This is a genomic window from Paenibacillus sp. FSL L8-0641 (assembly GCF_038006265.1).
Classification (GTDB): domain Bacteria; phylum Bacillota; class Bacilli; order Paenibacillales; family Paenibacillaceae; genus Paenibacillus; species Paenibacillus polymyxa_D.
Genome location: NZ_JBBOUW010000001.1, coordinates 390574 through 404736, shown reverse-complemented (window position 1 = coordinate 404736; position 14163 = coordinate 390574). Strand labels below are relative to the sequence as shown.

General features: G+C 44.3%; 9 protein-coding genes. 2 read left to right on the top strand and 7 right to left on the bottom strand.

Annotation, left to right across the window (positions count from 1 at the left end):
* Positions 1–42 precede the first annotated feature (42 nt).
* The 7 genes from MKY16_RS01740 to MKY16_RS01710 form a co-directional block, all read right to left on the bottom strand.
* Entirely contained in the window at positions 43–1194 is a 1152-nt protein-coding gene (locus MKY16_RS01740; RefSeq protein WP_322252979.1) for a hypothetical protein, read from the bottom strand.
* Positions 1191–1880 (bottom strand): hypothetical protein, encoded by a 690-nt coding sequence (locus MKY16_RS01735; RefSeq protein ID WP_029516841.1) that lies wholly within the window; start codon positions 1878–1880, stop codon positions 1191–1193. The genes MKY16_RS01740 and MKY16_RS01735 overlap by 4 nt, the downstream gene beginning before the upstream one ends.
* A 4-nt stretch (positions 1881–1884) precedes the next feature.
* A complete protein-coding gene (locus tag MKY16_RS01730) occupies positions 1885–2772 on the bottom strand; it encodes an ABC transporter ATP-binding protein (protein WP_340953858.1) in 888 nt (295 codons plus the stop codon).
* Positions 2753–4174 carry a PapB family radical SAM/SPASM ranthipeptide maturase gene (gene papB, locus MKY16_RS01725; protein ID WP_340953856.1) on the bottom strand — a complete coding sequence of 474 codons (1422 nt, stop codon included), beginning with the start codon at positions 4172–4174 and terminating at the stop codon, positions 2753–2755. The genes MKY16_RS01730 and papB overlap by 20 nt, the downstream gene beginning before the upstream one ends.
* Before the next feature lie 625 nt (positions 4175–4799).
* Positions 4800–5660 (bottom strand): carbohydrate ABC transporter permease, encoded by an 861-nt coding sequence (locus MKY16_RS01720; RefSeq protein ID WP_370682672.1) that lies wholly within the window; start codon positions 5658–5660, stop codon positions 4800–4802.
* Between the two features lie 12 nt (positions 5661–5672).
* Positions 5673–6557 (bottom strand): carbohydrate ABC transporter permease, encoded by an 885-nt coding sequence (locus MKY16_RS01715; RefSeq protein WP_013308374.1) that lies wholly within the window; start codon positions 6555–6557, stop codon positions 5673–5675.
* A 36-nt stretch (positions 6558–6593) separates the two neighbouring features.
* Complete coding sequence (locus MKY16_RS01710) at positions 6594–7847, bottom strand: sugar ABC transporter substrate-binding protein (protein ID WP_029516846.1); 1254 nt, start codon at positions 7845–7847, stop codon at positions 6594–6596.
* 601 nt (positions 7848–8448) lie between these two features.
* Here MKY16_RS01710 and MKY16_RS01705 point away from each other — a divergent pair.
* Both MKY16_RS01705 and MKY16_RS01700 read left to right on the top strand, forming a co-directional pair.
* Complete coding sequence (locus tag MKY16_RS01705; RefSeq protein ID WP_340953854.1) at positions 8449–10611, top strand: glycoside hydrolase family 3 N-terminal domain-containing protein; 2163 nt, start codon at positions 8449–8451, stop codon at positions 10609–10611.
* A 25-nt stretch (positions 10612–10636) separates the two neighbouring features.
* The gene (locus MKY16_RS01700) at positions 10637–14077 is read left to right on the top strand and encodes a GH36-type glycosyl hydrolase domain-containing protein (protein ID WP_340953851.1); all 3441 of its coding nucleotides are present in this window, start codon (positions 10637–10639) and stop codon (positions 14075–14077) included.
* Positions 14078–14163 lie beyond the last annotated feature (86 nt).

The following is a 14163-nucleotide window of genomic DNA, read 5'->3' as shown; positions in this document are numbered from 1 at the left end:
TTTTATATCTATTATTATCGGTTCTTCACGAAATCTCGCTATTTAGCTTTCACTCTCCTGAAGTGTATAGACATTTCCAGGATTTTTTTCTCTAACCTCCATAATAATGTCATTTTTTAGTCGTTTAAAAGCGTTAACTTGCTCATTGGACAAGTGGGGCGTTTGCGGCAAAATGTAATCAATCCACTTACTCGCCCAATCCATCCCACGATTGAATTCTAAGAGCTTATTTGAATAAATATTAATTTGAAGTTTATTATGATGGTGTACTATTATTTTCGGCTCGAACGATGACATGGAATGCATTCTGGTGATTTGCAAGGTATAGCGAACCGGGTGTGTCTCCTTTTTCTTAGCCACTTGATACAGCGTTTCAAAGAGGGCGGCAAATTGCTTCGCCTGATACGAACTAATGCCCTTATACTCTACTTGTGTTTGTCCCACAGTTATTTTTTGAAACGACGATGTCTGTACATTCTCATTAAATAGCCTCTCATATCCCCATACGCCAATCAGTATACTACAAGCAAGGACCATACTGATCCAAGGGATTATAGACTTTTTGCCACCTCCGCGCCGACTGGATAACAATGTGCCTAATCCGTAAAATAATAAACTACAGCCTAAGAGTCCAAAGAGATTTCGCCAGTTGATCAAATAGGGGTTGAATATATTTACTACAGGAGATATGTAACGAAATTTTTCATTAAAAGACCAGGAAACTAAACCTATGGGAAGGTAAAAAGCAATGAGAAAAGTGAAGGCCAACCCATAATGCCTTACTACCTGCCCCAACAAGAGACCCAACATCGACGAAAAAAAACTAGTAAAAAACACAATGATAACCAAATTCCATAATGATACATCAGCGAATGATTTCCATAAAAGTCCTACCATCATGAGCAAGAGAGGAAACGAAAGAATTAAAGAAACATAAAGCTGATAAGTGATTAGACGGTAATTAGGAAAGACAGAAATATATATATACGGCTCTGTATGATTACGATTATGTATACTCGCAATCTGCAAAGAAAAAAAAGCTACAAATAGCAAGTTAACACTATAAGTTATTGCAATACCTTCATTCATTATTAAATTGAATAAAATAACCACACTAAAGGAAACGAGCAAGGTTACTGCTTGTTCTCTTCGGAGCAAAAGCTGCAGCCAGAAACGAACTATAATTCCATTCATTCTTGTACCCTCGCCATCCATAGATGATTACTGACTTTCATCAATACCCACATAAGCAAAAATAGGGATATTCGCCCGAAAGCAAACGACCGTGTAAAGAAGTTGGAGATAATCCAATCTGGATTAAACCAGATTGAAATGTAGGGCAAGTTGATAGTAATACTGGTTAAAAGGTAGACAAGCATTACAATGTTCACATACAGTTGTTTACGTAAGAGCAAGTTCAATATGACGGTAACTTGAACAGAATATCCCATAGTTGCTACACCCGCTACTGTTAGATGAAGCAGCGTCAAGAATGGAGCCTTACCATGAGTCGTCCATTGAACTACACAAATCATAGCTAAAGCGACAAACTGAAATAAGCAAACCACTCCCCATAATACACAACTCTTACAATAAAAATATTGGGCTCCTTTATGCAATTTAGGCATAATAACAGAAGAGATCATTTTTTGCTTCTCGCCATCATAAAGAACAGAATACATCAACGGCATTAGTAATATGGTAAAGAACATTTGTCCATGATGCAAAAATATCCATAACTCGTTATTCTTATTCCCTGCTCCTAGATATAAAAATAAAGGAATTAAAAAACAAGAAAACGTTAGTGCTATAAAAAACACTATACTTTTCTTCAAAAGTAAAATTTCAAATTGAACTAGGGCTCTGATTACTTGTCCCATTCTGCTAACTCTCCTCTGGATCGGAAATGTACAGATACGCATCCTCAAGATTAGCCGTTTCAGGTGTGACTTCCGTACAACAATCTGGAGGATGGTTACACAATAATCGAGCCTGAATTCTTCCTTCCTTCCGCACAATGGAGGTGATTCGAGCTTGTTGGCTTAATTGTTCTAATTGATGCTTACCAACATCAACCAACCATACTTTACCCTCGACAGTTCGAATCATATCGTCTATTGCCCCTTGATATAGACAACGGCCTTCTTTTAAAACGAGTAGTTTGTCACATGTGCTTGAAACGTCAGGAACAATATGAGTAGATAACAATATAATCCGACCTTCTCCATAATTCTGAAGCAAGTTTCGAAAAGCAATTCGTTCTTTGGGGTCCAGTCCAACCGTAGGCTCATCAACAATTAACAACTTAGGCTGTCCTAACATAGCTTGGGCAATTCCTAAGCGCTGCTTCATTCCCCCAGACAGCTGTTTTATTTTTTTATGAACTTGATCGATAAGCCCCACCTCAATTAATCGCTGTGATGTCTCCTCTTGAATATGACGCTTACCTTGAATACCTTTTAAAGCCGCAAAATAGTTCATAGATTCCAAAATCGTTACATTTGGAAAAAAATCAAAATGCTGCGGCAAGTAACCCAGTAAAGAACGAATAGCATCCGGTTCTTTTTTCAAAGAATATCCGAATATTTCAACTTCCCCTCGGTCGAATCTAAGTAAAGTGGCAAGAATTTTCATTAAAGTGGTCTTACCCGCCCCATTGTCTCCGAGCAGTCCGAATATACCATTATCAATGCGGAAATGAAGCTCGTTCAGTACTTGGTGAGAACCATATGACTTACTTAAAGCTTGAATATCAATTGTCAAATGAGACATCCTCCAATAATTGCTCTCGATGCCGCTTAGCAGAGAACAGGTTTTTCTTGTCTTCTTTAGTTAATCGTAAATACAATTTCATACAATCCATTATTGCACTACGAGTAAAGTTACAGTATCTATCCACTGGCTCATTAATCGAACCACTAAGCACCATATTTTCTTGAGGACAACCTCCACCACATAGATTCTTAGCCCAACATTCTCCACATACAGTTCTCTTCTCTAAACGCATCTCACTAAGCAAGCTACTCTTCTTTCTCACATCCATCCCTTCCCTTACATTTCCTAAAGAGTAATCCTTTTCATTAACAAATCGTTGACAAGGATAAAGATTACCATGCACATCAACGGCAAGCATATGCGAGACCGCCCCACAAAAATAATTTCGCTTAGAAGAAGAATGAATCATCTTCAAGTATTTTAGAATGTTCGATATCTGACGTGCTTCCCCATACTTTTTAGCCTGAAGCAAAGATTCAAAATGAACAACCAATTTGGTGAATTCCTGTGCATACTTCTCAAAGTCTTCCTCACTAAGCATCTCGACTGCAGGATACATCGCAACATGGCGGATACCAATCTCCATTAAATGTGTAAGTGTATGTGTTATATCCAATTGTACTGGTGAAATCGTAGCTCTTGCTGTTATGACACCTTTTTTTCTTAAACTTTCCGTTCTATTTAAAATGATTTCATAGGTACCTTTTCTGTTCTGATAATATCTATTGAAATCGTGCGTCATTTGATCACCATCTAGACTTATCTGAATAGAAACATGATGATCTAATAAGAAGTTTTCAATTTCTTTGGAAATCAAGGTGCCGTTCGTTGTCATACTATATGTAACACGTTTATTTGATTTTTCTTGTTTTAGCTTAGTGTAGGCTACAACTTCTTTAATAACTTCAATGTTCAGAAGTGGCTCCCCTCCAAAAAAACAAATATTCAGTTCTTCTTCTTCGCCAGAATGATTAAACAGATAATCAACTGCTTTTAATGCGGTCTCTGTGTCCATCCGTCCTCGATCATTATATTCTCCGTCTCCTCCATAACAGTAAAAACATCTTAGATTACACTCTTGAACCAGCATAAGGATTATAGATGATAGACTTACTTGCTCATCATTGCAACTTTTACATTCCTTTTGAATAGACAAATCTTTGTTATATATAACCGATGCTTCCTTCAGACTAGCTAATAACCCATCTACCTCCTCTCTACTAGAACGATGCTTAAGTAATTCATATATTTCTTCAATTTCCTTACCTTCGCTATTACATATATCTACTACGACATCATCAATCTGAAAAAGCCCATTTGTTTCTATATTGTATAAGTATAACTTTTCATTTTGTTCTATGATTTTGACGGGATTTTTTTCAAATGGAGCACTAATCACTATTAATCATCCTCTCAAAGTTACAAAATAGGAGGAAGTCCAAGAAGATTAGTTCCCAGACCTCCTAATTGACTATCTGTGTTTGAAAGCCCTATCGTTGCAAGTTTTACTTTAATTAATCGCTATCATTATTAGTACACCAATGACCACTTTCTTTGCTACAAAACCAATCGGTAGCATCACAACCTACACAACGATCACGTGTATCACAAAAAACACACGTCATAGGAGAAACACTGCCTTCAGCTGCTTGGTTAACAGGATCGAACAATTTGATTCACCTCATTTTTTATATTTTTTTATTTCTTTTCCAATATAATCATTTTTTTCGTTACACTCCATACTTTTTTTGAGGTAATTGTGTAAAATTTGTTAACCTACTATTTTGAAATATTTTCAATTAAATATAATAAAAGCATAGTTTTCTTTGCCGAAAAAAGCCGGTCGTTGTTAATGTAATGCATACCCTAATGATTCTGGAGGCCGCAACTTTTAAGAATGAATGTGAGCGGGCCGGGATTTTCTAATTTTTCTATAAAACAAAAACACAAAAAACGGAGGGCTTCTTTGGATTAAACTTTGAAGTCCTCCGTTTTTTGTGTTTATCAATTTACGTATTAAACTATTACTTAATCCCCGAAATCGTATAGTTCTCAATAATATACTTTTGGAAAACAATGAAGATAATCATGATCGGAACGACCATGAAGGTCGAACCTGCCATTTGCAGGGCAAATTGGCTTTCGTTCTGTCCCTTGAGCAGTGACAGTCCGACGGACAAGGTGTACAGCTTCTCATCGTTCGCAATAATGAGTGGCCACAAGAAGCTGTTCCATCCGCCGATGAAGGTCAGGATGGCCTGTACTGCGATAATTGGCGTCGAAATGGGCAGCACAATTTGTAAAAAAGTGCGGAATTCCCCTGCTCCATCCAGACGTGTCGCCTCCAGCAGTTCTTCCGGGATATCGGACATGAACTGCCGGAACAGGAAGATCGCGAACGCGCCTACCAATCCAGGCAGGACAATCCCCAGCATGGAATTGGTCAATCCCATCTGGTTCAGAATCAAATAGACGGGAATCATCGTCACTTGACCTGGAATCATCATCGTTGCTAGTACCAGATAGAACAGAAACCCTTTGCCTTTAAATTGGAATTTGGCAAAGCCATAACCCGCCATGGCATTCAGGAATAATCCGAAGAAAGAAGCTAAAACAATGATCAGCGTATTCGTCAGATAGGTTCCAAAAGCCATGCTATCGAATAGTAATTTAAAATTATCCAGTGTAAAATGCTGCGGCCAGATGGTCGGGGGAATTTGGGTTACCTCGCCCTCAGTCTTAAAGGAGGATAAAATCATCCACGCAAAAGGCAGCACCATCAACAGACCTCCCACGGTCAGGAGAGTCGCCACGAACCATTGAAATGTTTTTTCACCACTGCGCGTATTGGCGCGGGCTTGCTGAACAGCTGTTTTCACGTTCATCACCTCTCTCTATCAGGACTCCGCTTTATTTTGCAAACGGAACTGAATCAGCGTCACCGCAATGATTGCGAAGAACAGAATGAACGATCCCGCCGCGGCATACCCGAATTTACTAAATTGGAAGCCGTTATTGTAAATGAACAGGGATGCCGTCAGTGTGCCATCGAGCGGTTTCCCTTTGGTCATGACAAACGGTTCCTCGAAAAATTGCAGCCAGCCGATCATCGTTGTGATGGACACGAAGAAAATAGCGTAACGAAGCTGCGGAAGCGTAATATAACGAATTTGCTGCCATGTATTGGCACCGTCAAGCTGAGCCGCTTCATAATAAGAACCCGGAATCCCTTTAATAGCCGCAATAAAGATAATCATGTTTAAGCCGATGCCCCGCCAAACTGCTAACACAATTAACGAAACTTTCGCAACTGTTGGATCGGTCAACCATGGGACGGGACCTAAATTCATCAAACCAAGTACATAGTTGAATAATCCAAGCGTCGGATTATACAAGTAGCTCCAAACGACCGCGACCGCAACTACATTCGTTACGGACGGTAGATAGAACACGACGCGGAATACTTTGAAAGCACGTGATTTACCCATGTTAATCAGAATCGCGATGCTAAGCGAAAATATCAGCACCAACGGAACACCTATGATGACGAAGAACAGGGTATTACCAAGGGACTTTATAAAGGAAGGGTCCAATAGTACGTTTGTATAATTTTCGAGACCTATAAAGCGAATACTATCATAATTAACGAGTCCGGACAGATCCATATCCGTGAAGCTGATCACGAGCGCCAGTAGTATCGGCAACAGCGAAAACAGCGTTAACAGGATGATGGAGGGACCGATAAACAAGTATGGCGCAAGCTTCTGCGAGCTTCCTTTCATGCCTTCACTCCCTTTGACAATGGCGGATATGGATCATTATTTTTTCATAATACTTGCAGCCTGCTGATTAAAGTCATCCATTTCCTTTTGTACATCGGCATGACCGCGGTAAATACGCTCGAAGCTCTTGATAAATTGTTGAGAAACCTCTTCCCATGCAGCCAGTTGCGGCAATGCTGCGGAATGATCTAGCTGTTTGCGAATCGTCCGAAGCATCGGATCACTCTTCAGTTTGGCATCTTCCCACGATTTAGTAGTCGCAGGCAAGTTACTGGACAGATCCATCCATTTCAGCTGCGTTTCTGGTTTGCTCATGTAAGCCAGGAATTTGGCTGACTCCTCTGGATGCTTGCTGAATTTCATAATTGAAAGGTTGGCACCACCCAAAACGGACAGGTTGTTTACTTTTCCAGGAAGCTCCGCTATATTCCACTTACCTTCCAGTTCTGGTGCCTTGCTCTTGATTTCTTTAATCATGAAAGGGCCGCTGATAAACATTGGAACGATCCCCTCGCCTTGCAAACCTTGAACGGAGTCAATTCCAATATCCACTGCGTTAGAGCCATTTTGGAAAAAGGTATTTACATACTTCACAGCATCTACAAACGGTGGTTGGTTGAACAGCGGATTGCCCTGCTCGTCAACCAGTTTGGAACCGTTCTGGAGAGCAAACATAAAGCCCATAGACTGCTCCTTTGCACTAAAGGAGATACCATATTTGCCTTTGCCCCGAGCCGCCAGCTTTTGGGCAGCATCGGAAAGCTCTTCCCACGTTTTAGGTGCTTCATTATATCCGACTTGTTTCAGCAGGTCAGAACGGTAGAACAAAACTCTCGTTTCAGTGTACCAAGGCACACCGACCGGTTTTCCTTCAAATTTTGTCGTACCTACAGCACCCTCGAAGAAATTCTTCGATTCCAGCTCAGGATACTTGCTGATATAAGGGGTAATATCCGTCAATGCACCCGCAGACGCAAGTTCTGGAACCCATGATGTACCTAACTGAACCACGTCCGGACCGGATTTTGAAGCAACTGCTGTCAGCAGCTTATCGTGAGCGTTATCCCAAGGCAACGCCTGTACCTCAACATGAATATCCGGATTTTCCTTTTCAAAACCTTTCACAATTTCAGGCAGCAGCTTTCCTTCCGCTCCCATACCCCATAAGGTAATGGTCGTCTTGCCACTCGCATCTTTGCCAGACGAATCATCCTTGGACGAGCAGCCCACCAGCGCGCCCCCCAGTAATAAGGTACTTGCCAAAATGATCCCTAACGTTCTTTTCATCATACGAATTCCTCCCGAGATGACCGGTTTACCGATCATGCAATATGATAACGGATTCAAATACGAGGACTTTGCAAAAATTCAATAAGCAACTTCCAATGAACATTATATAGAACGAAATGGTTTAATTCGTCCATATATTGCACTTTGAAACGACAAGAATCGAATTTTGTAAAATCCTGATGCATGTAAATACCTAGCGATTAAAGCATACCGCTATAACACTTATGTTCAAAGCACAAGGACCATACCCCTCAATAGAAACGTTTCGATAGTCATTATAAAACAAATTGAAACCGTATTCAATAGGAATATTATTTTTTATTTGCTCAGAATACCAACTTTTTTTCATATATATCATCTTTATTACGTTATTTAACCTATGAAAAGACCCTGAATTGGATTTGACTCTGTATTTGAAAGCGTATATAATCCAACTGAGTTCAATAATAGAAACGTTTCGATTAATAATACGACAGAACATTATGCTTCTATACTAGCTATTAGCCTGTTCAGCACTTTTTTGAATCATCTTTATCCAAAAAATCTCATGAATCTGAAAAAGAGAGCTGTCCACCAACAATACAGCTTATGGAGGATTATGATGGAACAACACCTGAATTCCTATTTAGAAAGCATGACGCTTGAAGAAAAAGTTGATCAACTGCTACAGCTTGTAGGTGCCTTCTTTGAAGAAGCGGGAACAGATAGTCAAATTACCGGCCCTATGGCTTCTCTTGGCATCACAGAGAAAAATGTCCATAACGTCGGTTCCGTGCTTGGCATCGCAGGGGCCAAGGAAGCAATTCGTGTTCAGCAGGCTCATTTGAGTAAAAACCGTCTGGGTATTCCGCTTTTAATTATGGCAGATATTGTACATGGCTTCAAAACGATTTTCCCTATACCGCTGGCTATTGGTTGCTCATGGGATATGCAGCTGGCAGAAGAGAGCGCTACCATTGCTGCCCGCGAGGCGGCTGTATCCGGTGTTCACGTCACATTCGCCCCTATGGTCGATCTGGTGCGTGACCCGCGCTGGGGCCGTGTGATGGAATCTACTGGGGAAGACCCTCATCTCAACAGTCAATTTGCCCGTGCGTTTGTGCGCGGATTTCAGGGTAAAGATCTGACGAACGATACCGACCGGGTGGCCGCATGCGTGAAGCATTTTGCCGCATATGGAGCTGGTGAAGGCGGACGGGATTACAACACTGTAGATGTATCCGCATGGCAGCTGCGAGAGTATTATCTTCCCTCCTATAAAGCTGCCTTAGATGAAGGCTGCGAAATGGTGATGACGTCCTTCAATACCGTAGAAGGCGTAGCCGCAACGGGCAATAAGCGCCTGATGCGTGATTTGCTTCGTGATGAATGGGGCTTTGATGGTGTACTCATCTCGGATTGGGCCGCCATCAAGGAGCTTATCCCTCACGGCATCGCCGAGGATGAGCGCGAGGCAGCGAAGAAAGCACTGCTGGCTGGCGTAGATATTGAAATGATGACCTCTTGCTATAACGGGTATCTGCCTGAGCTGGTTCGCAGCGGACAGCTGGATGAAGCACTCATTGATGAAGCAGTAATGCGTATATTGAAGCTCAAGCAAAAGCTGGGCTTGTTCGAAAATCCGCTACGCGGCGCAGACCCTGAGCGTGAACGTGAAGTTGTGTTCTGTGAAGCTCACCGTACGGTTGCCAAAGAATTAGCTATTAAATCTTGCGTGTTGCTCAAAAATGATTCCGTTCTTCCATTGAATCGCAATCAACATATTGCGTTGATCGGGCCTTTTGTAGAGAGTGGTGATATCTTGGGCTCTTGGTCGTGGAGCGGTTCGCAAGAGGAAGCTATTCGCGTTGTTGACGGGTTCCAATCGAAAATATCCTCCTCGCTGCTCACGGTTGCGACAGGTTGCTCTATCGACGATATAACTGAGGAGCAATATGCAGAAGCTCTGCAAGTTGCCAGCAAAGCAGAGGTTATCGTGTTGGCGCTTGGAGAGCGCTCGGATATGAGTGGTGAAGCAGGCAGCCGTTCCAATATTCGCCTGCCACAAGCCCAGTTGGAACTGGTGAAGCGCCTGAAGACGCTGAACAAGCCTATGGTAGCCGTATTATTTAATGGTCGTCCGTTGGATCTGCACGGTGTTATTGAAGAAGCAGACGCTGTACTGGAAGCCTGGTTCCCTGGTGGCGAAGGCGGCGCGGCGATTGCCGACTTGTTGTACGGTGATGCCGAACCTACGGGTCGCCTGACCATGTCATTCCCGCAATCGGTCGGACAGGTGCCCGTGTACTACAATCATTTTAATACAGGACGCCCGCAGTTAGATCCGAATACAAAAGAACGTTATGTGTCTCAATATCTAGACGTACCGAACGAACCTTTATTCCCGTTTGGCTATGGACTGAGTTATACCGATGTCGCTTATGATAGCGTACAGCTTTCCGGCGATACCCTTATACCTGGTCAGGAACTGACCGTGAAAGTGCAGGTAACGAACACAGGAACACGTCCAGTCGAAGAAACCGTCCAGTTCTATGTTCGTGATATCAGCGGTGATACGGTTCGCCCAATGAAAGAACTGAAAGATTTCTGCAAAGTCCTTCTTGCCCCAGGCGAAAGCCGGGAAGTGGAATTTGCATTGACCGAGCCTCAGCTGCGCTATCATCATGCAGATTTGAGCTTCAGCAGTGACAGCGGTGAATTTGCCGTCTTTACAGGACCTAACAGCCGAGATACCAGCGAAAGCCGTTTTCGGTTAGTGAAATAAACAAGAAAGTGAGGCGTTCCCTTTGATGAATACAAGTCTGGATCAAAATATTTTGCTGCGGGCCGGCGACCTGTCTTTTACCTTCTTGAGCAGCGGTGATGTGTATAAGATCGCCCATGGCTCAACGATGATCAACCAGCTGTTGACCAATTCAGTCGATGGTTCCCTGAACAATCTGTACTTGAGATTGTACCGTCCATCCGGTGTAAGTATCACTCCCCTGCTTGGAGTTCGCTCACCGGGAGTAATTCGACAAACAGATCAGCAGATTATTTGGGAAGGTTTCACCGCTGGTGTAGGCTATCAGGTGACCTTCACGCTAAGCCGCCTGGGAGTATGGTTCTGGGATGTAACCCTACAGGGCGATGACGTGGAAGCAGATGTCGTGTACGGTCAGGATATCGGCATTGCCGATACCGCTGCTGTACGCAGTAATGAAGCTTATTTGTCTCAATATATTGACCACACCGTCTACCATAATGAACAAAGAGGCTATACCGTTTGCTCACGTCAAAACCAGCCTCAAAGTCAGACATTCCCATACATTCAACAAGGCTCGTTAACCCGCACTGTTGGTTACTCGACTGACGGTTTTCAGTTCTTTGGACTATCGTACAAGGAAACGAATGAGCCGGAAGCACTCCGTCGCGACTCGCTCGCCAATGAAGTATACCAATACGAATTCGCCTATACCGCATTGCAGTCCGAGCGAGTGGAACTTGCCGGGGAAGCTCGCTTTACTTTTTACGGTCTTTTCCAGCCCAATCATCCAGCCGCAGTGACAAAGCTGGAGTATCAGGAACTGGTGACAAAGGCACGCGACGAAGTAACTGCCGTTCTAGCAGACGCCTCTGAGACCAGCATACCGACACACGCGGCAAGTGATCTTCAGGCAGGGCGTGTGGCTCCAGCTCAAACCATCGGTGAGCCGCTGCGTACGCTGGACTTCACCGATGCCGAAGTGAATCAACTTTTCCCCAAACGGCAGGAAGAAGAACGGGATGGCAATAAACTCCTTTCCTTTTTCACGGACAGCTATGAGCATGTTGTACTCAAATCCAAAGAGCTTCGTGTAGAGCGTCCCCACGGGCACATTTTAATGGGCGGGCATTACTCAGGAGGTAAGGAAGAAACCATTACAACCACCTCCTATATGTACGGAGTGTTCAATTCCCAGCTCGTAATCGGCAATACGAATTTCAACAAAATGATTACCAACGCGCGTAATGCGCTCAATATTCCCAAGACATCCGGTCAGCGCATTTATGTCGGAATCCAAGGGAAATACCGCCTGCTCACGATGCCTTCCCTGTTCGAGATTGGCTTTAATTATGTGCGCTGGTACTACAAAACGGCTGACGATACATTCATTATTACAAACTATACGAATGCCGATAGCCCAGAAGTACGGCTTCACATGCGTGCGGCAAGTGGCAAAACCTATCCGTTCCTCATCACTCAGCAAATGTCTATGCATGTGAACGAATATGAGCTTCCGTTTCATATGGAACGTGAAGGCGACGCCTTACTCTTCCGGGCAGACTCTGCTTCCCTGAGTGCCGAAGCCTATCCCGACCTGCTGTACCTAATGCACATAGAAGGCGCTCCATTACAGCATGTGAGCGACGCTCACGCACTGCTACAGGGTAATGCTTCCCCTGATGCATCTCTGGTTGTGCTAGAGCTGGGTGACAGCAGCGAATGGACCTGCACCGTGCAGGGTTGGCTGAATGGACTTTCAGCCGGGCAAGAATCAGCACACAAAGAGCGTCACGCTTCCTTTAAAGATGAGCGCGAGCACTATCGGGCATATTTTGCCGAGCTTATGAACGGTTTCCATCTATCGCTGGGTCAACATGAAACAAGCGAGCTGTTCCGTGTGAACGCAGTGGCTTGGTGGTACACCCATAATATGCTCGTTCACTATTCTGTACCTCACGGTCTGGAGCAATACGGCGGTGCAGCCTGGGGAACACGCGATGTGTGTCAGGGGCCTGTGGAATATTTCTCAGCTGTGCAAAAGTTCGATGAGGTTCGTTCCATTCTGCTGACTGTCTTCAGCCATCAGTACGAGGACAGCGGAAACTGGCCGCAATGGTTTATGTTTGACAACTATACTCACGTGCAGCAAGAAGAAAGCCATGGGGATATTATCGTCTGGCCGCTCAAGGTACTGGGCGATTATTTGACCGCTACCCGTGATTACAGTATTCTGGAAGAAAATGTACCTTACACCCATCGACATACTTTCGATTATACCAAGCAGACCGCGACTCTCATGGAACATGCCCTGAAGGAAATCGAATACATTCGAGATAATTTCCTGCATGATACGTATTTGTCGGCCTATGGCGACGGCGATTGGGACGATACCCTCCAGCCAGCCAATGCACAGCTGAAGCAATACATGGCGAGCAGCTGGACGGTTGCACTCACCTACCAAGTTATTAGTAACTTTGCTGCAGCTTTGGAGCAGGCCCCCGCGGGTGTAGTATGCGAAGCCGACAAGATTGCACAAGATCTACATCAGATGGCCAATGGCATCCGTAAAGACTTCAACCGCTACATGCTGGAGAGCGGAATTATTCCGGGCTTCGTGTATATGGAAGAGCCCGGTCAACCTAAGCTGATGCTCCATCCGTCTGACACTGAGACGGGAATCCATTACCGCTTGCTGCCGATGACGCGCAGCATGATCAGCCAGCTGCTCACGCCTGAGCAAGCATTGGCTCATGAGCAACTCATCCGTGAGCAGTTCCTCTGCCCGGATGGTGTGCGTCTGATGAACCGTCCTGCACAGTATGATGGCGGTGTGAGCTCGCACTTCAAGCGCGCAGAGCAAGCGGCCAACTTTGGACGTGAAGTCGGGCTGCAATATGTGCATGCCCATATCCGCTTTGCGGAAGCGATGGCCAAGTTGGGACGCAAGGATGACGCTTGGCATAGCTTGAAGCTCATCAATCCGGTCGGCATCCGTGCGTCCGTACCGAATGCCGAATGGCGCCAAAGCAACGCCTATTTCAGTAGCTCGGACGGTAAATTTAATACCCGCTATGAAGCACAGGAACGGTTTGGTGAACTGCGTGAAGGAGCCGTACCCGTCAAAGGCGGTTGGAGAATCTATTCCAGCGGTCCGGGAATCTATATGAATCAGCTGATATCGAATGTCCTTGGTGTTCGTCAGTCAGGCGAAGACCTGATCCTGGACCCTGTGCTGCCGGATCATCTCGACGGATTGGAATTTAAGTTTTCCTTTGCAGGGAAACCGATCACCTTCGTCTACCGTATGTTGCAAGAGCATACTGGCGGTGAGCAGGGCCGTGTAGTATTGAATGGAACACCACTGGAAAGCGAGCCAGCCGGCGATAATCGCTACCGCTCCGGTGCCTTACGCATCAAACGCGAGGTTTTCGAGCAGACGTTAGCAGAGCATGATGGTGTACATCGTCTGGAGATTATTTTATAAAGAGTTTTTGATGCTAATCTGGTATAGGCAACAAAGGGATGGCGATCTTGCGGGATCGCCCTTTGCTGCTTAGGTGTAGGACTACG

What these genes read in the sequence shown, in the direction of transcription:
- MKY16_RS01740 (WP_322252979.1), bottom strand. Translation starts at nt 1,194, where the DNA reads ATGAATGGAATTATAGTTCGTTTCTGGCTGCAGCTTTTGCTCCGAAGA.
- MKY16_RS01735 (WP_029516841.1), bottom strand. Translation starts at nt 1,880, where the DNA reads ATGGGACAAGTAATCAGAGCCCTAGTTCAATTTGAAATTTTACTTTTG.
- MKY16_RS01730 (WP_340953858.1), bottom strand. Translation starts at nt 2,772, where the DNA reads ATGTCTCATTTGACAATTGATATTCAAGCTTTAAGTAAGTCATATGGT.
- MKY16_RS01720 (WP_370682672.1), bottom strand. Translation starts at nt 5,660, where the DNA reads ATGAACGTGAAAACAGCTGTTCAGCAAGCCCGCGCCAATACGCGCAGT.
- MKY16_RS01715 (WP_013308374.1), bottom strand. Translation starts at nt 6,557, where the DNA reads ATGAAAGGAAGCTCGCAGAAGCTTGCGCCATACTTGTTTATCGGTCCC.
- MKY16_RS01710 (WP_029516846.1), bottom strand. Translation starts at nt 7,847, where the DNA reads ATGATGAAAAGAACGTTAGGGATCATTTTGGCAAGTACCTTATTACTG.
- MKY16_RS01705 (WP_340953854.1), top strand. Translation starts at nt 8,449, where the DNA reads ATGGAACAACACCTGAATTCCTATTTAGAAAGCATGACGCTTGAAGAA.
- MKY16_RS01700 (WP_340953851.1), top strand. Translation starts at nt 10,637, where the DNA reads ATGAATACAAGTCTGGATCAAAATATTTTGCTGCGGGCCGGCGACCTG.